Origin of the sequence: Kitasatospora sp. NPDC093550 (assembly GCF_044764985.1) — a bacterium.
Classification (GTDB): Bacteria; Actinomycetota; Actinomycetes; order Streptomycetales; family Streptomycetaceae; genus Kitasatospora.
Genome location: NZ_JBIWJF010000026.1, coordinates 92,091 through 114,812, shown reverse-complemented (window position 1 = coordinate 114,812; position 22,722 = coordinate 92,091). Strand labels below are relative to the sequence as shown.

Sequence of the window (22,722 nt, the reverse complement as noted above, 5' to 3'; positions counted from 1 at the left end):
ACGGTCCGTCAGCCGTCGGACCGGCGTGCCGAACTGCGCCTTCGAGCTTGACGAGAAACCCCCAGTGAGGTAATATTGTCCTTGTTGGGAGGGGAGGGCAACCCCGACCGACACCCACGATGGATCGAACGAAAGGCGTCATCGCATGACGATCACCCTCGACCGCGCCCGGCTCGAAGAGATCAACGCGGCCAAGCAGGCCGAATGCGGCCACAGTGGCGGGTCGGGCTGTGCCTGGTGCTGGCTCACCCCCGACGCCATCGCCGAACTCCCCTACGCCGAGCGCCTCGCCGTCGCGGTCGATCTCGATCACCGGCTCACCGAACTCGGCATCCCCCGCGCGCCCCGCACCGTCGTGATCGTCCGCGAAGCCCGCACCTACGCAGTCCAGGTCATGTGCGAGGAACTCGGCACGTGGGAGCTGCGCATCCCCGCGCCGGGTGAGGAGTATGTCCTGTTCCAGGGGGCGATGTGGTCTGACCCCGACGCCCAGCTCCGCAGCGACCAGGTTCCGACGTGGACCAGGGGGCGGGATGACGTCGCCGACATCGCCCGCAGCTTCGCGGGCCTGCTATGGGCGGCCGGCCTCCGGTGATCCATTGCCCGCCACTCCCGGCTCGGCAGTCCGCCGGGCCGGGGCCCGTACTCCCAGGAGGTGCCCCTTTGAAGATCATCGACGTCCACCATGATTCCGAGACAGCCCGCCCGGCCCGCTCCCGCGAGGTGCTGGCGATCCTCCGCGACATCGGCGAGAAGTTCGACGCCGCTGCCGCCGTCGTCCGGGAGGTCGCCCCCGCCGAGTCGGCCACGCTCCCGCCGATGCCGACCCTCTCCGTCGAAGACTGGCAGCAGGCTTGCCGCGCGCTGGTCGGGCTCGATGCCTTCCTGGCGGACACGCACGCCCGCGTGGCCGCTGCTCTCTCTGAAAGCGGATTCACCCCCCGGCGGCAACTGCGCTGGTCGTTCGTGCTGGCGCTCCACACCATCGGCCATGCCTGGCATGACGCCTACCTTCCCGGCGCGCACTACGTGATCAGCCCCGAACTGCCCGTCCGGCCGGGCCTGCTCGCCGCCGCCGCTTGGGGTGCGGCCAGCGGCGCAACCGTTGCCCGCGCCCGCCGCTGGGCAGTCGCCGTCACCGTGCCGCACTTCCGTGCAATGTCGGACGAGGTGAACGCCATGACATGGTGAACCCATGCCCCTGAGGTTGACAAGAAACCCTTAATGCGGCATACTTGTACTTGTTGGACGGGGAGGGCAACCCCGGCCGGCACCCACGACAGACGAACACGCGCGAAGGACTTCATACATGACCATCACCCTGGCCAGGACCTCCACCCGCAACGCGAGCCTTTCCGAGATCGTGGGCATTCTGCGCGAGCAGCACCCCCGCAAGACCGACGTCGTCGCCCCCGTCCAGAACATCCACGCGGCGGGCGGCCGACTGATCATCGAGGGTGCGGACTACGACCTCACCCCGGACGGAGTCACCAGGAAGCAGGCGGAGTACCGGCTCACCGACGTGTGCGAATCCGGCGTCGCGGAGAAGCTCGGCATTCCGGTCGGCTACCTGCGGAAGACCCGGACCGAGGCCCCGCACCTGTGGGACGCGAACGTCAACGGGTGGCTCAGCCACCACAGCCGCGCCGACAAGTCGTTCATGGTCCGCACGCTGACCCCGGCCCAGGGTGAGGACACCGGCACCGCTCGCGCGTTCCTCAGCCCCAGCTACCGGATCATTGACAATCTGGACATCCTGACCGCCGCGCTCCAGGGCGTGCGGGACGCCGGTGTCGAGGTCCGGCTGGACAAGTGCGACCTCACCGACCGGAAGATGTACGTCAAGATCACCGCCCCGCAGGTCAGCGCCTACGCGCCGGAGCTGTTGAAGGACTACCGGAGCCCGTTCAGCGGCGCGCGTGGCGCGGACAACCCGACCGTGTTCGCCGGATTCGAGATCAGCAACTCCGAGACCGGGTGCGGGGCGTTCACCATCGTGCCCCGACTGGTCGTCCAGGTCTGTGACAACGGGATGGTGATCACCAAGGATGTCATGCGCTCCGTGCACATCGGCGGGAAGCAGCAGGACGGAGTGATCCGGTGGAGCGACACCACCCAGGCCCGCACGCTCGAACTGGTCGCCTCCCAGACCACCGACGCCGTCACCACCTTCCTTGACCGCGACTACGTCGTCCGACAGCTGCGGTCCATCCAGGAGACCGCCGCGACCCGGGTGAAGAACCCGGAGGCCACCATCACCACCGTCGCCCAGCGGCTCAAGTTCACCGAGGAGCGCCGGGCCGACATCTTCGCCCACTTCATCCAGGGCGGAGACCTCTCCGCCGGTGGCGTGATGCACGCCGTCACCTCCGTTGCCCAGACCCTCCCCGACGCCGACGACGCCCACGAGTTCGAAGCCCACGGCATCCGCGCCATGGAGCTGGCCGCCTCCCTGTGACCGCCCCGCCGCCCGGCCCACCAGGGCCGGGCGGCCCGCCACAGAATGCCACCAGCGCACCACGAGAACCGGGACGCCCGTTGAACACCGCCGTTGAACGCCTTCGCAACCTCGTAGCCGACGTCACCACCTTCGAAGAGGAGTGGGAGGACAAGCTCCGTACGGCGCTGCCGTCCTACGACCCGAACCGCGCAGACTTCCCCGTCGACCCCGACGAGGAGGAGGACTACTACACGCTCTGCGCCGACCGCGCGGCCGAGGCCCGTGACCAGCTCCACCGGGTGACCATCGGCATCGAAGCCGTCGCCCGCGAGCTGACCGACACCGTCGCCGAGGCGGACCAGCCCGGCTGACCGGACCACCGGCCGCCCAGCGCGAAGCTGGGCGGCCCCCGGCCGGGAGCGCCGAGCTGCGGGGATCGACCCCGCACCACGGCCCAACCCCTCCCGCAGCCCACCCACCGAGCACCAGCCCGCCGCACCGCCCGCCGGCCCCTGCCGCCCGCACCCGGGCGGCCCCCGGCCGGGAGCGCCGAGCTGCGGGGATCGACCCCGCACCACGGCCCAACCCCGCGCGGCGCCGCCTGCTGCCCACGTTCACCGCTTCCCGCACACCAGGAGAACCACGTGCCGACCCTGCCCCACACCGGGCTCCAGACCCCAGAGCAGCCCCGCTACGAGGTCACCAGCTGCCAGGAACTGACGCTGCTCCGGGCAACTCCGTTCCTGGCCGTCCTCAGCCACGGCAGCCGCAAGATCGGCAGTGCTCAAAACTACGGCGACGGGGACGCCACGGAGTTCGTGCCCCACGGCGACTTCGACGTGACCGACTTCGCCCGCTTCGCCGACGCCTGCCGACTCGACGGCCAGCCCGTCAACCTCTCCCTGCTGCTCGATCTGCTGATCGAGGAGTTCAACGTCGGCCGCTCACTGCGCGCTCAGGCACTCCAGGGCCGCACCCTGCTCCGCGAGGTCGGCCCTGACGGCACCGTCACCATCAGCGGCACCATCCCGATGCCCGCCACCGCGGACGACCGCCGCCGCGCGCACTCTGCCCTCCGGCTGCCGCTCACCATCGGTGCCGTGACCCAGTTCTGGAACGGCACGTCCTGGGAGCACCTGGCCAGCACCCCCGCGACCTGACCCGCGCCGGTGCGCCCCGGACGCCCGAACCGCGCCGAGGCCCAGCCAGACCTCACCACCCTGATCACCCACAGAAGAGACGCCAGCATGCCCAAGTTCATCGTCCCCATCGACGTCATCACCGTCCACGTGGTGCCCGTCCTGGCCCCGACCGCCGACGCCGCCAAGGCAGAGGCGGAACGCATCGTCGCCAGCGACCGGAAGACCTGGTTCGACCACACCGAGCCGCTGTGCGTCGGCGACGCCCACACCGAGGCCGAGTGGGATGCCCAGCAGGAAGCCTCCAGCCGCGAAGACCTCGGACGGGTGACCATCCCGTTCCCCGCCAGGCCGGCGAAGAAGACCGCCGCCGCTCGGTTCCGCGCACCGCGCACCGACCACCACGCCGACGGCACCGCATGCTCGCCCGAGCACAGGCACACCACCTCCGGCAAGCCACTCACCTCGGGGTGTCCCGGGCGCGCCTACTCCAGGGCCGAATGCAGCTGCGGCGAATGGTCGATCAAGCACACCGGCAAGGGCTACGTGGACGACGCGCGTCGACAGCACATCAGCACCGCGCACTGACGACTCGCTCAACCCCAACCGATCAACGGGTGCAGTCCGGAGGGCAACCGGACCGCACCTGCCCACGAAACCCGAGAGAACAAGATCGTGACCCCGACCTCCACCGACAGGGACGCGCTCACCGCGGACCTCACCGTCGGCATACTCGGCGTCTGCGCGTTCGCCGTCTCCTTCACGCACGTCGTGCAGACCGCCACCGAGGCAGGCCAGAGCGGATGGGTGGCCTACGCCATCGCCGTCTCCGTCGAGCTGATGGCGCTCGGAGCCGTCTCCGAGATCCGCCGCCGCAAGCGCGCCCGAGAGCCAGCCCGCTGGCCGCGCGGAGTCCTCGTGCTCGGCGTGGCGATGAGCCTCGCCGCCAACCTCGCCGTCGCCCGGCCCACCCCGTGGGGATACGTGATGGCAGCCTGGCCCAGCCTGGCGTTCCTCGCCGCCGCCGGGATCGTAGAGTCCCGTCCCACCGGCCAGCGGACCGACCACGCGCCCCCACCGCTCACCACCGTGGTCACCAGCGAGCACCAGGACGTCGCCGCAGACCCACCGCCGCCGGCTCTGCCCTTGGCGGAGCCGGACGACCAGCCCCAGACCGAGGACCTTCCCGAAGAGGCCGGCGAAGCAGAAGCCGAGGACCCCGGCGAGCAGCTGGCCACCACCCGGCCGACGGAGCGGCCGAGCAAGCTGCGCGTCATCACCGACCTGCTCGCCGCGATGCGCGCTGACCCCGACTGGCGCCCCGACTACGACGAGTTGACCACCAGCACCGGCTACAGCCGGTCGTGGTGCGAGAAGCGGGTGGCCGACGCCCGCACGCTCAACGGCCGTACGGAGCCCGGCTCCGTGCAGGAGCCCCCCGTCCACACGGGAGACCCGCGGCCCCGCACCCCGCTCCGCACGGCTGAGGGGGCCGACGACCAGCCCCTCCCGCTCACCTCCCGACCCGCACCGAACCCGTACGAGGAACCCGCACATGAGCACCACCCTCCACATACCGCCGCAGCTGCGTAACGCCGACGCCTACGTTCTGAACAACAGCGCAGGCAAAGACAGCGCCGCGATGCTCCACCTCTGGGCCACCAACGCCACCGACGAGATGCTGGAACGCACCGTCGTCCTCCACCTCGACCTCGGTACGGCGGAGTGGCCCGGCGTCCCCGCACTCGCCGCCCAGCAGGCAGCCGCGTACGGACTGCCCTACGAGGTCCGCCGCCGCGAGCGGGGCCACCTGCTCGACCTGGTCCGCGAACGAGGCCGCTGGCCTGGGCCCAGTACCCCGTTCTGCCGCAGCTACCTCAAGCGCGACGTGGCCCGGAAGTTCTACACCGAGCTGACCGGTCGGCTTGGCGTCACCGGCCGGCCCGCCCACATCGTCACCGAACTCGGGCTCCGCGCTGCCGAGAGCTCCGTCCGCGCCCGCCGCCCCGCCGTCGCCCTGGACCGCGGAGCCAGCTCCGGCCGGCGCCAGGTCACCACCTGGCTGCCTATCCACCAGCTCGGCACCGACGCCGTGTGGAAGACCGTACGGGCCAGCGGCATCCCGCCCCACCCCGTCTACCAGCAGCTCGACCGCCTGTCCTGCAAGCTGTGTCCGTTCGCCGGCCGCCGCTCCCTCATCACCGCCGCACGGATGGCCCCGGACACCGCACTCGACTACGCCTTGGTCGAAGACGAGATCGGTGTGCCATTCCGCCGCGACCTGTCTATGGCCGAGATCATCACCGCCGCCGGGCGTGAGGAACCCGGCCCCGTACGGGCCGCCCGCCCGTACGGGGCTGCACTCCGTACGCCCCCGCACGGCACGGGGGCGTGCGCCGCATGACCCGTACCGCCTCCGAGGCCCTGCCGGTCGTGCTCAGTTTCGGCATGGGAGTCGACAGTGCCGCTGTCGCCGCCCGGTGGTTCACCGAGCCGGCCAGCCGGGACTTCCCGCTCGACCGGCTGACCGTGCTGACCGCGATGACGGGCGACGAGCCGGACATCACCCGGCAGCTGGTCGAGCAGCACCTTCTGCCGCTGATGCGCGACAACGGCGTGCGGTTCGTCCAGCTCAGCAGGACCAGCCAGCGCGGCGGCTACACCGTGCTGGACGACTCCCGCAGCCCGCGCCGGCTGATCACCCGCGGACCGTGGCGGCTGTCGGACGAACTTCGCGCCAGCGGCACCGTTCCCCAGATCGCCGCCAAGCGGCGCCTGTGCAGCTTGCACGCGAAGGGAGACGTGCTCGACGGCTGGCTGGGCGACGAGTTCCGCGGCGCCCCGTTCCGGCACGTGCTCGGCTTCGCCAGCGAAGAAATCCGTCGAGCAGAGAGAGACGAGGGCTTCACCGCCATCGGCCGCATCCCCGAGTACCCGCTGATCGACGGCTGGGGGTGGGACCGCCAACGGTGCGAGCAGTACCTGCTCGACCGCTTCGGAGAACCGTGGACGCGGTCCGCCTGCGGGTACTGCCCGTTCTCCGCCGGGCGGCGCGGGAGAGCCGAGCTGGTCGAGCGCTGGCGGGCGGAGCCGGCCATCGGCGCCCAGGCCCTTGCGCTGGAGTACACCGCGATGGCCCTCAACCCACGCTCGAAGCTCTACGGCACCGTGGCCGCCCAGGACCTCGCCCGCACTCACGGCCTGGCCGATGTCCTCGCCGCGTTCGAAGAGCACCTTCGGCGGCAGCGCTGGAGCGTCTACGAGGTCCGGCGGATCATCCACCCCCGACGGCAGGACCCCACCGCCAAGGGCGCCGCTTGGCGAAGTGTGCGCACGGTGTTCAGCGGCAGCCGGACCGATGCCACCGCCACGCTGGCGGCCATCGCCGCAGGCCGAGCCGCCACCGACCGCTACGGGATCAGCAGGGCCGAGATCATTCCCCGCACCCGCGGGTTCCCTGCGATCGAGATGGCCCTGGCCCTGGCACCGGCAGGTGTCGCCGACAAGGAGCGCCCCGCCTTCGCGGCGTGGTGGGACCGACTGCACCACCAGGCCGATCTCGTGCCCCCGGTCGCGCTCGCGGCGTGAACGGAAGACGGGGGCCAGCAGCACGGCCGAAGCCGTGCCGGACTCGATGATCCGGCTGGGCAAGCCGCTGGCCCCCTCCCACGAAGACCGATCCCGAAAGACCACGACTCCGCGCCGGTAGATTAGTCCATGTCGAGCCGGGGAGGGTTTCTCCCCCCAACAACCACCCCAAGGAGACCAGCCGATGGCCCCCGCCCCGACGCTCGCCGAACGCCTGGACGCGGCCCCCTCGGACAGCCTCAGCGTCGCCGACATCGCGACCACGACCGGCCTGTCCGAGTCCACCGTCCGCCGCCTGGCCAAGGAGCCCGGGTGGCCCACCGAGGAACCCGGCGACCACCGCGAGCAGCGGTACCCGCGCGAGGCCATCGCCGCCTGGATGCGCGACAACCAGGCCACCCGCATCAACCCCGATGAACTGCCCGGCGCCGACGACGACCGCGTCACCCTCACCGAGATCGCGAGCCGGACCGGCCGACTGCGCGCGACCGTCAGCCGCATGCCCTCCACCTACCGCAACAGCGCGGACCCGTTCCCCGCCGCCGACCCGCTCGGCACCTACAGCTGGGGGGAGGTCAAAGCCTGGCTCGGCCGGCGGTCCAGCCGCCCCGGCCCCCGCGGAACGGTCGAGCCCCCCGCGCCCGCCGCCGAGCCCACCACTCAGCCGGTGCTCGACAAGGTCACCACCGCGATGATCGAGCGCCTGACCGGCAAGGGGAAGGAGGCCGTGAAGACCCTGGTGCGCAAGCCCGAGATCGCCGCGCTCAGCACCAAGGTCGGCCGACTGCGGGTGTGGCCCGCTGACACCCTGCTGCCGCTGCTGTGGCAGCTCGGCTACCTGCCGGCCTCCGGTGCGCTCGGCAGCGAGCAGCGCGCCGTCTTGGTCGAGCTCGGCTACCTGCCCGCCTCGGGGAAGCCGACTGCTGAGCAGCGCGCCGTGCTCCGGGAGTTCGGCTATGACGAGCAGGGCAGCGTCGAACACCGTGCCTGGCTCCGAGGGCCCCACCGCACCGCGACCGAGCTGGCCACCTACTACGGCGTCAGCCTCAGCGCGATCAGCAAGCGCATCGCCCGCGCCCAGGAAGCCGGCCTGCCCGTGCCGCACCCGGTCGACACCGAGGACGGGAGGCGCTACGACCCGAAGGTCTTCGACGCCTTCTGGAACCCCCCGGTCGCCGATTAGCGACCGCAGAACAACAGGAAGGCGCTGCCGACCAGCTCGGTCGGCAGCGCCTTCGTCTCTCCCCAGCCCCGCCAGCACGCGGGATCGCCTCGGCTAGCGCCGCACGGCGTCTTTGCTGCCCGCACCGGCGGGCTCCGGGTAGGACTTGAGGAGCATGCGGTGCCGGGCCCCTCCCTCGATCGCCGAAGTGACCTCCCGAGGGATGACGACGATCCCCTCCAGAAGCTCCACCGCCCGTCGGTAGGCGGTCTGGCGCTCGGCGTCGGAGGCCCCCTCACCCAGCGCGGTGCGCAGCAGGCGCTGTGCCCGCGCGACCGCTGCGCGCTCCCGCTCCGGCAGCTGACCAGTACCGACCTTGCGAGCGTGGCGATCAGCGACCTGCCAGGCGATCTCAAGCGCCGTCACCGCTCGCCCGTACTCCGCAGGGCTCTCCGCCCCGGCGGCTCGGGCGTCGGCTGCCGCAGCGAGCGCGTGCACCAGCTCGGCGGTCTCCCGCACGGAGACGTCGGTCAGCAGCGGACGCTCCAGCACCGTGAGGATGTCGGAGCAGAACGCGCCGTACTGCTCCAACACGAGATCGTGTCGATCCTCGATCTGCTGACGCCGCAGTCGCGCGGCCCGGCCGACCGCCCGGCGCCTCCGCACCGCCACGGCAGCGAGGCCCACCCCGGCCACCGCCGCAGCGCCGACCGCCACCGAACTGAGGACGCCCCAGGGCACTTCGAAGCCGCTGTCTGTCTCCACCGGCTCGGCCGTCGGCGAGCCGGCCACCGAGCCCCAGATGGCCGGCGCCACCTTCAGCAACAGCGACGGAAATGCGGCGATACCCACCCCTGCGACGACACCGTGGACCGGGGATGGACCGTGCCGAGCCATCAAGTTGTTCAAGACGGACCGGACCATTGAGCCCAGTGCGATCAGAGTGCCCAGCAGCAGACCGCTCCACTGGACCCACTGATCAAGGTTCTGGATCATCAGTGGCACGCCCCAGGCAGTAGTTCGAATACCGTCGCATCTTCTCACGCCGGTGGCGGGCGAGGCGGTGCGAGCATCACCGGCACCGACCCATCAGCCCTGCGCAGGTTCGCCGCCCGCAGCGTCGCCGCAGCCGGTTGTCGCGCTTCCCGGATCTGGCCCCGCGGTCGCGATCGCATCGGTGTCCCGGCGGTCGCCGCTGCCCGGCCTCCCGGCCCCGGCAACCTCTGCCAGGACCGTCCGCACCTCCGGCAGCGACAGCCCCGTCAGCTCCGCGATCTGATCGCGCGGCTCACCCAGATCGGCGAGCTTCCCGACCGCCTCGCGCGCCAGCCGCTCCGGCTCCAACGCCGCCGTCTCCGCCTCCGCCAGGATCTTCTCCGCCCGAGCCCGTGCGGTCGCCCGCAGATGCTCCGCCCTGCCCGTCTGCTCGTAGAAGTCGGCCAGCGCCGACTCCACCTGCCGCTCGCGCTTGAGACGCGCCGCGTCCCGCGCTGCCTTCGCCTGCTGCGCCGCTCGGACCGCACTGGCCCGCGACGCCGAAATTCGTCCACTCATGCACCGAACATAACCGGAAAAGCCTAGTCCGCAAACCCCTTTGAATCCCTCTTGATAAACGTCAATAAACATCGAGAGAATCCGAGAAGGAAATCGAGGCGCACGTCACACATCCGCTCCCGTGAGCGCTCTGATCAGGCCATCTGTCAGCATCACGAAGCCATCCAGACACCTCTTGCAGATATTCTGAGCATGGTCCGCTGCGCGGGGCTAAAGTGCTCACATGGCATTTGGTGAGGCAGGTGAAACGGCGGCTCGAATAGCTGCCGCGCCTACCCTCGCCCGGGTATCGGAAAGCTGGGGGTGGTCGCGTTGATGACCATCCACAAGCTCACCGCCGGCAACGGCTACACCTACCTGACGCGCCAGGTCGCGGGCGGCGACGTACAGCGTCAGCGGGGTCAGTCCGCCGAGGAGTACTACACCCAGAAGGGCAACCCGGCCGGCGTCTGGCTCGGCCGCGGCGCGCCCCTGCTCGGACTCGACGGGACCACCGTCACCGAGCAGCAGATGAAGCACCTGTTCGGCCTCGGCCAGCACCCGGACGCCGAACGGATCATCGCCGAGCACCTGGCCGCCAACGTGCGTGCCGACATGGACGAGGACCAGCTGAAGGCCGTCCAGGCCGCCGCGATCAAGGCCGCGACCCTCGGCCGCAAGTACCCCGAGTACGAGCCCCTCGATCCGTTCGCCGAGCGCGTCGAGCGGCGCCTGGCCGTCATCGAGAAGGAGACCCGGCGCACCCCCACCAGCGCCGAGGTCAAGAAGGTCCAGCAGGAGGAGTCGCGCCGCCAGCGCGCCGCCGTCGCGGGCTTCGACTTGGTCTTCGCCCCGGTGAAGAGTGCGGCGGTGCTGTGGGCGCTGGACGAGCGCCCTGAGGTCCGCGCCGCCGTCCGCGAGGCCCACGAAGCCGCCCGCGATGCCGCGCTGGAGCTGCTGGAGGAGAACGCCGCGCACACCCGCACCGGCAGCACCGGCCAGGCCCAGATCGACACCAAGGGCCTGGTCGCCGTCGCGTTCGACCACTACGACAGCCGGGCCGGCGACCCCAACCTGCACACCCACGTCGTCGTCGCCAACAAGATCCAGGGCGCCGACGGGAAGTGGCGTTCGCTGGACGCCCGCGGCCTGCTGGCGATGACCGTCGCCACCTCCGAGTTCTACAACTCCCGCTTCGAGACCGAGCTGACCGCCCGGCTCGGCGTCACCTTCGAGGCCCGCGAGGACTCCGCCACCAAGCGCCAGCCGGTGCGCGAGATCGCCGGCGTCCCCACCGAGGCGCTCACCCACTTCTCCTCCCGCCGCACCGAGATCGAAGCCCGCTACGAGCAGCTCCTTCGGGAGTACCGGCGCGACCACAGGCACGACCCCTCCCGCGGGATGACCCACCAGCTCGCCCGCCAGGCCAACCTCGACACCCGCGAGGGCAAGAAGGCCGCCCGCTCGCTGGAGGAGATGCGCGCCGACTGGACCCACACCGTCACCACCGCCCACGGCCAGGACATCGTCCGGCGCGTGATGGCGGCCGTCCCCGCGCCCGAAAACACCCCGGCCACCGCCCGGCAGGAGGAGCCGAAGCCGGTCGAGATCCCCACCCTGGCCGCCGCCGTGATCACCGCCGTCGGCGAGGAGCGCGCGGTGTGGACGGTGTGGAACCTGCGCGCCCACGCCGAGCGCCTGGCCCGCTCCGAGCACCCCACCACCAGCACCACCGAGCACCGGCAGCTGGTCGAGGCGATCGTCACCGAGGCCGTCTCCCCGGCCCACAGCATCCGCGTCGACGCCCCCGCGCTGCTCGACGAGCCCGAGGAACTGCGCCGCGCCAACGGCGACTCCGTGTTCGTCCAGCACGCCTCCACCCGCTACACCAGCACCGCCATCCTGGACGCCGAGCGCCGCCTGGTGGACGCCGCCCTCACCCCCGTCAACGAGGGTCTGAACCCGGCCTTCGTCGGCGCCGCGATCGACGGCTTCGAGGCCCGCCACCGCGCCCTGGACGAGGGCCAGCGCGCCCTCGTCACCGCGTTCGCCACCGACACCCGGCTGGTCTCCCTGGGCCTGGGCCCGGCCGGCTCCGGCAAGACCACCGCGATGCAGGCGTACGTCCACGTCGCCAACCAGGCCGGCCAGCGCATCGTCCCGCTCGCCACCTCCGCGGCCTCCGCCGCCGTCCTCGCCCGCGACCTGGGCCAGCCCGCCGAGAACCTCCACAAGTTCCTCTGGGAGCACACCGGCGGCACCTACGCCGCCCAGCTCAGCACCGGCCAGAACGTGCCGTCGAACCGGGCCGGCTTCGTGCTGAACCCGGGCGACGTCGTCCTGGTGGACGAGGCCGGGATGGCAGGCACCCTCAACCTGGACCGCCTCACCCGCATCGCCGCCGAGCACGGCGCGAGCGTGCGCCTGCTCGGCGACTACCGCCAGCTCGGCAGCGTCGAGGCAGGCGGCGCGCTGCGGCTGATCGCCGCCGAAGCCGGCGCCGTCGAACTCACCACGCTCCACCGGTTCAGCAACAAGGACGAGGCCGCCGCCACCCTCAAGATCCGCACCGGCGACAGCTCCGGTCTGGACTTCTACTTCGCCAACCAGCGGGTGGTCAGCGGCTCGCGCACCGCCATGGTCGAAGCCGCCTACGAGGGCTGGAAGGCCGACATGCTCGCCGGCCGCACCACCCTGATCAGCGCCCGCACCGGCACCGACGTCACCGCCCTGTCCGCCCGCGCCCGCGAGGACCGCGTGGCCGCCGGCCAGGTCGAGACCGACGGCGTGCTGCTGCGCGACGGCAACCGCGCGGGCCGCGGCGACTGGATCGTCACCCGCGAGAACAACCGCAAGATCACCACCAACCGGGGCGCGGACTTCGTCAAGAACGGCGACGCCTGGCAGGTCCTCAAGCGCTACGAGGACGGCTCGCTCAAGGTCCGCCACCTGGAGCACCGCGGACGCCTCACCCTGCCCGCCGAGTACGTCGCAGCCAACGTCCAGCTGCTCTACGCCTCCACCATCACCCGCTCCCAGGGCGGCACCGTCGACACCGCCCACCCCCTGGTCACCGACGACACCACCCGCGAGGAGCTGTACGTCCAGCTCAGCCGCGCCCGCCACACCACCACCCTCTACACCGCCACCCACGACCTCCTCCCGTTCGACACCGACGAGCAGCTCGACCAGCCCAAGAACGACCCCAACTCCTTCGCCGCCCGCGAGGTGCTGGAGCGCGTCCTTGGCCGCGAAGGCGCCCAGCTCTCCGCCACCGAGACCATCCGCAACGCCCAGGAGGACGCCGTCTCCCTGGCCACCCTGGCGCCCCGCCACCAGCACGCCATCGAGACCCTCACCGCCCCCTACTACCACCAGCTGATCCACCGACTCCTCGGCCCCGCCCTCGCCGAGCAGATCACCACCGACGACGCGATGACCGCCGTCACCCGCGCACTGCGCACTGCCGAAGCCGCCGGCTGGCAGCCCGAGCGACTGCTCGCCGCAGCCACCTGGCGCGGCGACCTGACCACCGCCGACTCCCCGGCCCAGGCCCTCGCCTGGCGCCTGAACACCATCACCGAAGACCGCCCCGCCCCCGCCCACCTCAACGCACCCACCACCGCCGACACCATCCGCTACGCCGCCCTGGTCGCGCAGCTCACCGGCCTGCCTGCCCACCGCCTCGACCCCGAGACCGCCACCGACCAGCCGGCCGCCCTGCACATCGCGCCCGCCGCCGCCCAGGCCGCCGACGCGCACCCGCACGTCTCCCTCGACACCCTCAACCGCTACGCCACCACCGCCGCCACCACGCTCAACACCACCACCGACCGCGTCACCGCCCACCCGCAGTGGCCCCACCTCGCCGGCGCCCTGGCCGCCGCCGACCGCACCGGCCACGACACCACCACCCTGCTCACCGCCGCCGCCACCGAGACCACCAGCGGCAGCGACCCGGTCACCGCCCTGACCCGCGCCGCCCGCACCACCCTGGCCACCGACGGCATCCCCGAACACCACCATCAGGCCCCCGAAGCCCTCCGCCACCAGGCCCTCATCACCACCGTCCTCGGCAACGAGCACGCCACCCGCGCCCTGGGCGAGAACACCTGGCCCGCCCTCACCGCCGCCCTGCGCCGTGCCGAGACCGCCGGCCACGAACCCGCCGTACTGCTGCGCCAGGTCGCCGAACAGCGCCCGCTCACCGGCGCCGACAGCCTCAGCCAGGTCCTCGCCTGGCGCATCGGCCGCCACCTCGCCGCCAACACCCCGGCCACCGCCGCCCAGCAGAACGACCGCGCCGAAACGGAGCTGTGGCGCACCCTCGCCTGGACCCTCAAGGCGATCGAGAACACCGGCACCACCGCGGAGACCACCCTCTCCGAAGTGACCGGCCGCACCGTTCTGCCCGAACTTCTCCAGCACGCCCAGCAGCAGGCCCTCGCCCACACCCGCGCCGCCTCCGGCCGCGCCGACCTCCCGGCCTGGATCAGCCCGGTTCCGCGCTCCACCGCCGCCAACCCGCGCCACCACGAGTACTTGACCGAGAGCACCACGCTGATTGCCAATCGCGTCTCGGTGCTCGGCGACCGCACCGTGGAGAACCGGCCGGAGTGGAGCCGTACCCTCGGCGAAGCCCCGACCGACCCCACTTTGCGGGCCCAGTGGGAGAAGCAACTGGCTGTCGTCGCCGCCTACCGCGACCAGTACCGGGTCACCGACGACAACGCTGCCCAGCCCGCCGGCCCCTACATCGAGGAGGGCCGCACCGGCCACCACGCCTACTGGCAGGCAGCCGAAGCCGCCATCGCCGCCCGCCGCATCGCCACCGTCCCGAACACCGCGGCGGCGGCCACCGCGGACAGTGACCAGCAGGCCCTCCGCCGACTCGCCGCCGACGTCTACCGCACGCTGCCCGAGGCGGAGCAGGCCGAGGTCCTGCGTGCCGTCGCCGTCCGGACCGGCGCGTCCTGGCTCGCCGGCCGACCGCGCCTGGACGACGCCGCCCTGGCCCAGCAGCACGTCGCCGAGTCCGTCAGCACGGTGCTCGCCGAACGCCGCCAGCTCACCGCGGAGGCCACCCAGCCCGAGCAGCCGCAGGCGGAGGAGCGCCGCCAGCCGACCCTCGCCGAGCGCCGCCGAGCCGGCCGCCAGGCCGAGCGCCAAGCCCACCGCGACCAGCTCCAGCAGCGAGGAGGACAGCCCACCACCCGCACTGCCCGACCCGCGCCGAACCGCCGAGTCGAGCCTGTCGACCAGCGCCAGGCCCCGGCCCAGCGTCCGGTCGAGCAGCGGCAGCCGCTCCAGCCGCGCCCGCAGCAGGTTCAGCCGGACCAGCAGGGCCCGCGCCTCCGCTGATCAGCGGCTGGTGTAGTCAGATCAGGCAGTTTGCCCGACAACTGGTCCGCCGGACTGCTTTGATCGGCGCCATGCGCGTTAGCTCTGTGGTGATGCAGGTTGCGGCCTTAGCCATGCTCGGAGGGGGGATTGGTGCCCTCTACGGACTCAGCGACTATCTCGCAGCCCGGTGGGCCCTCAACAAACTGTCGAGTGGGCGTCCGACCTACTGGCTCGGCAGGGTCGGGGGGCGACGGTTTCTTCGATTCTGGCTGCGGAGACGACGTAGCCAAGTAGTTCGGCCCGACCGCGATGGTGACCGTCGGCGCTACGAGCGAGACCTTCGGCGTGGCCCGCGAGTCGCCCTGATCGGTTTGATCATCTTCCTGATGGGGTTCTCCACAGCCCTCGCCTGGTGCAGCATCGCGGTCCTGATCGAGCACTGGAACACCCACGGCCAGCTCGGCCCTGGCGACGCAGGGCCTGTCGTTACCGCCGTAATCGGCATCACCGGAATTGTCGGCTACGTGATCGCCAGCGTCGTCGGGGCCTTCGCCAAACTGGTCACAGCCAAGGGCAAGGCCGGCGCGGACGTCATGACCGCCCAGGCCGAAGTGATCCGCGCACAAGCGGAAGTGATCCGCGCACAGAACGGCTTGCCCCCGGGCGTCCCGACGGTCAGTGCAGGAAACGGCCGAGGTGAGGTTGAGCCTCCCGAGCCGGTGGAACCACCCCCCGCTGCCTAGACCGGCCCGTCCGCTTCACGTGGTGGTGTTGCCCTGGCCGACGTCGCTGGCCTGAGCAGTGTGTGCGGCCCTCCGATGCGGGCGCCGGAGGAGCGAACCGAGCGCCAGGACCAGTGCTGCTGCCTCGATGCCGACTTCGAGTGGGCCGCTGAGCTCGGGGTGGGAACGGGCGTAGAAGAAGGTCACCACCCCAACCACTGCTGTGGTGCAGCAGAGCGCGATCCGCCGCACCACGCTACTCGTGACCAGGAGTCGGAGCCTCTGGGATGTGATGAGCGAACGAGCACCCATTGTGCTGGCCCTCCAGGCAGATGAGTCCTTCACCGGCGGTTCCGGGATGCCCCCATGCTGGGGTTGAGCCAGACGTCTCCAGAAGAACGAAAAAGTTTCCGGCGCCGGAAACCGCTGCCACACTGCTCGGGTGGAAACTCCGATCGCAGACGTTGAAGAGGAATTGAAGGACCGCCTCCGTTGGCTCATCCGGCGCACCGGTCGTAGCGACGCCGAGTACGCCAAGCTGGTCCGCATCCCGCCGGCCCAGCTGTCCAAGATCCTGAACCTGCACTCGCCGCCGCCACTGGAGTTCGTCTACGGCCTCACCGAACACGCCAGCGGCGGACAAGGCGGCCCCGTCGGCGCTGACGTCCGGGAGCAGGTGGTAGAGCTGCTGCTCCAGTATCTGAAGTTCAAGCATCCCAAGCGACACGAGTTGGACGCGCTGATCGTTTCGAATGCGCGGCTCCATGCCGAACTGTCCGAGCACCGTGAGCGGATCGCTGCCCTTACGGAGTCACTGAGTGAGGCCGATGCTCGTGTAGCGGCCCAAGCGGGTCAGGTGACAGCGCTGACGGCGGCGGGTGATCAGCTTCGTCAGCTGGTGGCGGACCTGCGAAACCGTGTGCGCGAGCTCCAGCACTACCAGGCGGCGCGTGTTCAGGAGCTCTCTACGGTGACCGAGAGAAGCTCATTCGCGGTTCAGGAGGCAGTAGGTCTCCGATGGGCCGCAGGGCAGGAGTACGAGGCAGACCGGCTTCTGATGGACGCCGCTGCGACGATGGATACTCGCCAGCTCGTTGAGCTGCAAACCTGGCTGGACGGCCAAGGGCGGCACCGGGAAGCCGACATGCTGCTGGTCGACATTGCTCGGACACGATCCCCCCGCGATCTTGCGGAGCTTGCTGAATTCTGGTCCGACGCCGATCTGGACCATCCCACCGTGACCTTCCATGTCGCCTGTCAGCTGCTACGTGCTATCGGCGGTCAGCGCTCCCGGGAGGAGATCATGGAGCTTCATTCCCGTTGGCGAGACCGCCCCGGCCCTCTTGGTGTTCGAGGGTGGGACGACATGTTCGGCGCCTGGATCGGAGGATGGCGGACGGTCGGAGAGCTCGCGCACACTCTGGAAGTGCTTGCCCTGGACCTTGATGCCAATGCCGACCATTGGAAGAGTGCCCTCGACGCCTTGCGTTACCGCTACGGGGACCACGCGCCAGCTGCGGAAGTTCTACTGATTCTGGCTGGCCGCCGTGACACGCCTTGGGTCGTGACGATGCTCGGCTACTACTTCGAGAAGCACTCATTCGTCGTTCCGGAAGACTTCTGGAGGGCCGTTCGAGCTGGCACAGACCCCGCAAGCCAGGACATGATCTTGCGGTCCGCTGCCGAGCACCTCAGCGACGGACTGCTGGAGGAGGCGGCACGCTATCTCTGGGAAGCTGCGGACGGCACGGATACCGAGTTCTTGTCACGCTTTCTTACTGTGCTTGTCGCTGTCAACGAGCCCAAGGCCGTCCAGCTGCACGCAGCCCTGAAAACCAAACCCTTCCGCGACAGCTACCGCTTCACGAAGCGACGTGAAGAAGCAGTTCAGCTTCTGGGGGCATTGCTGTACAAGGCCCAGGCTCCTGCCGTCTAGCTGGGCCTGGAAGCGGCGAGGATGCCTGGGCCGGCGGCAGAGCCGGGGTGGAGGCAGGAACGGGGGGTCGTCACACTCCGTGAAGAGCGTGACGACCCCCGGCGCTACTGACTCTCCATCAGCTATCGGCGTCGCCATTTCACACTCATTTCACATGAGGGCGAGGACGGACGAGTAGCGACGAGAGTCCACGAGAGACGTTTTCGCAGGTCAGAACCCCTAAAACGGCCTCCTGGCCAGGTGGCCCATGGGGGTCGATTCAGAGGTCGTAGTAGAGCTCGAACTCGTGCGGGTGGGGCCGGAGGGCGATCGGGGCGATCTCGTTGGTGCGCTTGAAGTCGATCCAGGTCTCGATCAGGTCCGGCGTGAAGACGTTGCCGGCGAGCAGGTACTCGTGGTCGGCCTCCAACGCCTCCAGGACGGCCGGGAGCGAGGAGGGCACCTGCGGGACGTTGGCGTGCTCCTCGGGGGCCAGCTCGTAGAGGTCCTTGTCGACCGGCTCCAGCGGCTCGATCTTGTTGCGGATGCCGTCGAGGCCGGCCATCAGCATGGCGGAGAAGGCCAGGTAGGGGTTGGAGGACGGGTCCGGGGCGCGGAACTCGATGCGCTTGGCCTTGGCGTTGGAGCCGGTGATCGGGATGCGGATCGCGGCCGAGCGGTTGCGCTGCGAGTAGACCAGGTTGACCGGGGCCTCGAAGCCCGGCACCAGGCGGTGGTAGGAGTTCACCGACGGGTTGGTGAACGCGAGCAGCGAGGGGGCGTGCCGCAGCAGGCCGCCGATGTAGTAGCGGGCGGTGTCGGAGAGCCCGGCGTAGCCCTGCTCGTCGTAGAAGAGCGGCGAGCCGTCGGTCCACAGCGACTGGTGGACGTGCATGCCCGAGCCGTTGTCGCCGAAGATCGGCTTCGGCATGAAGGTGGCGGTCTTGCCGTTCCGCCAGGCGACGTTCTTGATGATGTACTTGAACAGCATCAGGTCGTCGGCGGCGTGCAGCAGGGTGTTGAAGCGGTAGTTGATCTCCGCCTGGCCGGCCGTGCCGACCTCGTGGTGCTGGCGCTCGACCTCCAGCCCGGCCTTGGCGAGCTCCAGCGACATCTCGGCCCGCAGGTCGGCGAAGTGGTCGACCGGCGGGACGGGGAAGTAGCCGCCCTTGTACTTGACCTTGTAGCCGCGCGCGTCGCCCTCGGCGGCGCCGCTGTTCCAGGCGCCGGCCTCCGAGTCGATGTGGTAGAACGACGCGTTGGCGCTGGTCTCGAAGCGGACCGAGTCGAAGACGTAGAACTCGGCCTCGGGCCCGAAGAACGCGGTGTCGGCGATGCCGGAGGAGGCGAGGTAGGCCTCCGCCTTCTTGGCGACGTTGCGCGGGTCACGGCTGTACGCCTCGCCGGTGACCGGGTCCTGGATGAAGAAGTTGATGTTGAGGTGCTTCTCGGCCCGGAAGGGGTCGAGGCGGGCGGTGGCGAGGTCCGGGACGAGGGCCATGTCGGACTCGTGGATGGCCTGGAAGCCGCGGATCGACGAGCCGTCGAACATCAGGATCTCGGACGGATCGAAGGTCGCCGCAGGTACGGAGAAGTGCTGCAAGACGCCCGGCAGGTCGCAGAATCGGACATCGACGAACTTCACGTCGTTGTCCTGGATGAACTGCTTCACTTCGGCGGCGTTGTTGAACATCCATCCTCCTCGGCGTGCGAATGGGGCTCACCCTAGGAATGGGTCGTTTCCGGCCGGTGACCCTCTCGTTTCCTCGATGTTAACCACGCCCCCCGGCCGGGCGGCAAAGACGTACGGGACGGGGCAAATCACCCCGCCCACCTGGGCCGCCTCCCGCAAGTGGTCTGGACCACTTGGAAACCCGCCGGGAACGCCCCGTGCAGGGGATTCACCCGGTCGTGGACGGGCGCCCCGCCCGGAGGGGTGCCGGTGACGGCGCGCGCCGTCAGCCCGGTTAGTGTGGATTCGTGGACACCAGAGAAGCGTTGGGATCGTGGATCGACGGCCCCAAGGCGGCCGCCGAGAAGATGGGCGCCGACTTCGGCTACCGCGGCGAGCGCCTCGGACTGCCCGAGGAGGGCCCCGGCTCGCTGGCCGGCCCCGGCCGCCGGATCGGCGCGCTGTTCGTGGACGGCTGGCTCGTCGCCCTGATCTCCTACGGCCTGATCGCCCGCGGCGACGCGGTCGAGGCCAACCTGTGGACCAGCCCGTTGTTCTTCCTCGTCGCGGCCCTGCTGCTGGCCACCACCGGCACGACGGTCGGCAAGCGGCTGTTCGGCCTCCGGGTGGTCCGCCTGGACGGCGGCCGCGCGACCATCCCGCAGGTCCTGCTGCGCACCCTGCTGCTCTGCCTGGTGGTGCCCCCGCTGGTCTGGGACCGCGACACCCGCGGTCTGCACGACAAGGCGGTCGGCACCGTCGAGGTCCGGATCTGACGGCCCGGCCCCGTCGGGACGACGAAACGGCCCCGCCGCGGAGCTTCCGCGGCGGGGCCGTTCTGGTGTGGTCGGGGGAGGTCAGCGGGCCTGGCCGCCCTTGGGCATCCGGGCGCCCTTCGGCATCGGGCCCTTGGGGATCGGCGCCTTGGAGAGCAGGTCGCCCAGCGCGCGCAGCCGGTCGTTGGTCTCGGTGACCTGGGCGGCGGTGATGGCGCGGGGCAGGCGCATGAGGTGGATCTGCAGCTTCTTCAGCGGGATCTCACCCTCGCCGTTGCCGACGACGATGTCGTGCACCGGCACGTCGCCGACCACGCGGGCCATCTTCTTCTTCTCGGACGCCAGCAGCTGGCGCACCCGGTTCGGGTTGCCCTCGCCGATCAGCGCGATGCCGGCCCGGCCCACCGCGCGGTAGACCGCGTCCTGGTTGCGGGTGACCGCGACCGGGGTGGTGTTGGCGCTCCAGCCGCGCCGGATGTTGTTCAGCACCGCCGCGACGGCGCCCGGCTGCCCCTCCATCTGTCCGAACGCGGCGCGCTCGGCCCGGCGCCCGAAGACGATCGCCATGGCCAGCACGGCCACGATGAAGCCCAGGATGCCCAGGTAGACGGGGTGGTCGATTGCGAAGCCGATGGCGAGGAACACGCCGAAGGTCAGCAGGCCGACGCCGGCGATGATCAGGCCGATCTTGGTGTCGACCTTCTTGGTCATGGTGTACGCCAGGCGGATCTGCTTCAGTCGCCCGGGGTTCTCGGATGTTTCCCTCGCCATAACGCTCATGGTACGTGGCACCGGTACGGGATATCCAAGCCCGGGTACCCGTTCGCCCGAACCGTGACCCGTGTGCCCGCACACCGTCGCGCACAGCGACGTCGCGGCTCCGGCGCCCGGGGGCGCCGAGGCCTCAGTGCCGTACGGACCGGGCCCCGGCCGGTTCCGTCGTCCCGGCCGCCGCCACCGCGTCGTGCCGGCGGTCCGCCGCGTACCGGCGGTTCTCGCACACGGCCGCCCAGGCGTTGCGCCGGGCGTGCCGCTGGCCGGGCGCCAGCAGGACGCTCTCGGCGAACCGCAGCGCCGCCCCCATCGACCGGATCCGCATCTCCATGCCGAACAGCTCCTCTCGTGGCCGAGCCCCGCCGAGCTCGGCTGAGCCCGGTCCAGCTCGGCCCGGACCGGCCGAGCTCGGTTGCGCTCGGTCGGGCGTGGCCGGGATGAATCGAACGCTCGCCGGGCGTCCATCGTCCCCACCTCGTGTTACCAGCCCGTGACCAGGCAGTCAAAGCGTGGTGAAACCCGGAAGGGCGGAGCCGCGGCTCCGCCCTTCCAATGGCTCAAACCCGACCGGGGACCCGTCGGCGCCCGACCGTCAGACCGCGGCCTGCTCGCGCCGCTCCAGCGCCTGCCGGTACAGCCGGCCGGCCCGGTACGAGGAACGCACCAGCGGGCCGGACATGACGCCCGCGAAGCCCAGCTCCTCGGCCTCCTGCTGGAGCTCGACGAACTCCTGCGGCTTGACCCAGCGCTCCACCGGGTGGTGGCGCAGCGAGGGGCGCAGGTACTGGGTGATGGTGATGAGCTCGCAGCCGGCGCCGACCAGGTCGGCGAGGGCCTGGCTGACCTCCTCGCGGGTCTCGCCCATGCCGAGGATCAGGTTGGACTTGGTGACCAGCCCGGCCGCGCGGGCCTGGGTGATGACGTCCAGCGAGCGCTCGTAGCGGAAGGCCGGGCGGATCCGCTTGAAGATCCGCGGCACCGTCTCGACGTTGTGCGCGAGCACCTCGGGACGGGAGGAGAAGACCTCGGCCAGCTGCTCGGGCACGGCGTTGAAGTCGGGGATCAGCAGCTCGACGCCGGTGCGGCCGCTCGCGCGGTCGGCGGTCATCGCGTGCACCTGGCGCACGGTCTCGGCGTACAGCCAGGCGCCGCCGTCCTCCAGGTCGTCGCGGGCGACGCCGGTGATGGTGGCGTAGTTGAGGTCCATGGTGACGATGGACTCGGCGACCCGGCGCGGCTCGTCGCGGTCGAACTCGGCGGGCTTGCCGGTGTCGATCTGGCAGAAGTCGCAGCGGCGGGTGCACTGGTCGCCGCCGATGAGGAAGGTCGCCTCGCGGTCCTCCCAGCACTCGAAGATGTTGGGGCAGCCGGCCTCCTGGCAGACCGTGTGCAGCCCCTCCTTCTTCACCAGCGACTGGAGGGCGTTGTACTCCGGGCCCATCTTCGCGCGGGTCTTGATCCACTCGGGCTTCCGCTCGATGGGGGTCTCGCTGTTGCGGACCTCCAGGCGGAGCAGCTTCCTGCCGTCGGGCGCGACAGCGGACACGTGCGACTCCTAGAACTAGACGGGGTACCCCCAGGGTACGCCTGTGGTTGTACGGCCTTCGCCGGGCCTGCCGCCCTGCAATCGCAGGGCAACGCGGCTACCGGTCGGTAGA

21 protein-coding genes are annotated in these 22,722 nt (G+C 70.6%); 14 read left to right on the top strand and 7 right to left on the bottom strand.

Annotated features, from left to right (window positions below):
* The first annotated feature begins 145 nt into the window (after window positions 1-145).
* The 10 genes from ACIRD3_RS31950 to ACIRD3_RS31905 all read left to right on the top strand — a co-directional run bounded on the left by ACIRD3_RS31950 (window position 146) and on the right by ACIRD3_RS31905 (window position 8,350).
* Window positions 146-595, top strand: a complete 450-nt coding sequence (locus ACIRD3_RS31950; RefSeq protein WP_402223561.1) for a hypothetical protein — start codon at window positions 146-148, stop codon at window positions 593-595.
* Window positions 596-663: 68 nt separating this feature from the next.
* On the top strand, window positions 664-1,191 hold the full coding sequence (locus tag ACIRD3_RS31945; RefSeq protein WP_402223559.1) for a hypothetical protein: 528 nt from the start codon (window positions 664-666) through the stop codon (window positions 1,189-1,191).
* 118 nt (window positions 1,192-1,309) lie between these two features.
* Window positions 1,310-2,458 (top strand): DUF932 domain-containing protein, encoded by a 1,149-nt coding sequence (locus tag ACIRD3_RS31940; protein WP_402223558.1) that lies wholly within the window; start codon window positions 1,310-1,312, stop codon window positions 2,456-2,458.
* An 80-nt stretch (window positions 2,459-2,538) separates the two neighbouring features.
* Complete coding sequence (locus ACIRD3_RS31935; RefSeq protein ID WP_123556266.1) at window positions 2,539-2,811, top strand: hypothetical protein; 273 nt, start codon at window positions 2,539-2,541, stop codon at window positions 2,809-2,811.
* 273 nt (window positions 2,812-3,084) lie between these two features.
* The gene (locus ACIRD3_RS31930) at window positions 3,085-3,600 is read left to right on the top strand and encodes a hypothetical protein (RefSeq protein ID WP_402223556.1); all 516 of its coding nucleotides are present in this window, start codon (window positions 3,085-3,087) and stop codon (window positions 3,598-3,600) included.
* Between the two features lie 87 nt (window positions 3,601-3,687).
* Window positions 3,688-4,167, top strand: coding sequence for a hypothetical protein (locus tag ACIRD3_RS31925; protein ID WP_402223554.1), 480 nt, complete (start codon window positions 3,688-3,690; stop codon window positions 4,165-4,167).
* Between the two features lie 87 nt (window positions 4,168-4,254).
* Complete coding sequence (locus ACIRD3_RS31920; protein ID WP_402223552.1) at window positions 4,255-5,172, top strand: DUF2637 domain-containing protein; 918 nt, start codon at window positions 4,255-4,257, stop codon at window positions 5,170-5,172.
* On the top strand, window positions 5,135-5,983 hold the full coding sequence (locus ACIRD3_RS31915; protein ID WP_123556273.1) for a phosphoadenosine phosphosulfate reductase family protein: 849 nt from the start codon (window positions 5,135-5,137) through the stop codon (window positions 5,981-5,983). Before ACIRD3_RS31920 ends, ACIRD3_RS31915 begins: the two co-directional genes overlap by 38 nt.
* A complete protein-coding gene (locus tag ACIRD3_RS31910) occupies window positions 5,980-7,167 on the top strand; it encodes a hypothetical protein (protein WP_402223549.1) in 1,188 nt (395 codons plus the stop codon). The genes ACIRD3_RS31915 and ACIRD3_RS31910 overlap by 4 nt, the downstream gene beginning before the upstream one ends.
* 184 nt (window positions 7,168-7,351) lie before the next feature.
* Entirely contained in the window at window positions 7,352-8,350 is a 999-nt protein-coding gene (locus ACIRD3_RS31905) for a hypothetical protein (RefSeq protein WP_402223547.1), read from the top strand.
* Between the two features lie 93 nt (window positions 8,351-8,443).
* Here ACIRD3_RS31905 and ACIRD3_RS31900 read toward each other — a convergent pair whose 3' ends face one another.
* Window positions 8,444-9,334 carry a hypothetical protein gene (locus tag ACIRD3_RS31900; protein WP_402223545.1) on the bottom strand — a complete coding sequence of 297 codons (891 nt, stop codon included), beginning with the start codon at window positions 9,332-9,334 and terminating at the stop codon, window positions 8,444-8,446.
* 84 nt (window positions 9,335-9,418) lie between these two features.
* A complete protein-coding gene (locus ACIRD3_RS31895) occupies window positions 9,419-9,883 on the bottom strand; it encodes a hypothetical protein (RefSeq protein WP_402223543.1) in 465 nt (154 codons plus the stop codon).
* Between the two features lie 315 nt (window positions 9,884-10,198).
* On the opposite strand from ACIRD3_RS31895, the gene mobF reads away from it, so the two are divergent.
* The gene (gene mobF / locus ACIRD3_RS31890; RefSeq protein WP_402223541.1) at window positions 10,199-15,223 is read left to right on the top strand and encodes a MobF family relaxase; all 5,025 of its coding nucleotides are present in this window, start codon (window positions 10,199-10,201) and stop codon (window positions 15,221-15,223) included.
* Between the two features lie 353 nt (window positions 15,224-15,576).
* The gene (locus ACIRD3_RS31885) at window positions 15,577-15,948 is read left to right on the top strand and encodes a hypothetical protein (protein ID WP_402223539.1); all 372 of its coding nucleotides are present in this window, start codon (window positions 15,577-15,579) and stop codon (window positions 15,946-15,948) included.
* Between the two features lie 15 nt (window positions 15,949-15,963).
* On the opposite strand, the gene ACIRD3_RS31880 is transcribed toward ACIRD3_RS31885, so the two are convergent.
* Window positions 15,964-16,134 carry a hypothetical protein gene (locus ACIRD3_RS31880; RefSeq protein ID WP_402223538.1) on the bottom strand — a complete coding sequence of 57 codons (171 nt, stop codon included), beginning with the start codon at window positions 16,132-16,134 and terminating at the stop codon, window positions 15,964-15,966.
* A 235-nt stretch (window positions 16,135-16,369) separates the two neighbouring features.
* Here ACIRD3_RS31880 and ACIRD3_RS31875 point away from each other — a divergent pair, with 235 nt between their 5' ends.
* A complete protein-coding gene (locus tag ACIRD3_RS31875) occupies window positions 16,370-17,863 on the top strand; it encodes a hypothetical protein (RefSeq protein ID WP_402223536.1) in 1,494 nt (497 codons plus the stop codon).
* A 259-nt stretch (window positions 17,864-18,122) separates the two neighbouring features.
* On the opposite strand, the gene glnA is transcribed toward ACIRD3_RS31875, so the two are convergent.
* Window positions 18,123-19,535 (bottom strand): type I glutamate--ammonia ligase, encoded by a 1,413-nt coding sequence (glnA, locus tag ACIRD3_RS31870; protein WP_402223534.1) that lies wholly within the window; start codon window positions 19,533-19,535, stop codon window positions 18,123-18,125.
* 287 nt (window positions 19,536-19,822) lie between these two features.
* On the opposite strand from glnA, the gene ACIRD3_RS31865 reads away from it, so the two are divergent.
* Window positions 19,823-20,290, top strand: coding sequence for an RDD family protein (locus ACIRD3_RS31865; RefSeq protein WP_402223532.1), 468 nt, complete (start codon window positions 19,823-19,825; stop codon window positions 20,288-20,290).
* 81 nt (window positions 20,291-20,371) lie between these two features.
* On the opposite strand, the gene ACIRD3_RS31860 is transcribed toward ACIRD3_RS31865, so the two are convergent.
* From ACIRD3_RS31860 to lipA, 3 genes are all read right to left on the bottom strand, one after another.
* Complete coding sequence (locus ACIRD3_RS31860; protein ID WP_402223530.1) at window positions 20,372-21,070, bottom strand: DUF4191 domain-containing protein; 699 nt, start codon at window positions 21,068-21,070, stop codon at window positions 20,372-20,374.
* A 124-nt stretch (window positions 21,071-21,194) separates the two neighbouring features.
* Complete coding sequence (locus ACIRD3_RS31855) at window positions 21,195-21,395, bottom strand: hypothetical protein (protein ID WP_402223528.1); 201 nt, start codon at window positions 21,393-21,395, stop codon at window positions 21,195-21,197.
* A 261-nt stretch (window positions 21,396-21,656) separates the two neighbouring features.
* Window positions 21,657-22,610, bottom strand: a complete 954-nt coding sequence (gene lipA / locus ACIRD3_RS31850; RefSeq protein WP_402223526.1) for a lipoyl synthase — start codon at window positions 22,608-22,610, stop codon at window positions 21,657-21,659.
* Window positions 22,611-22,722: the final 112 nt, after the last annotated feature.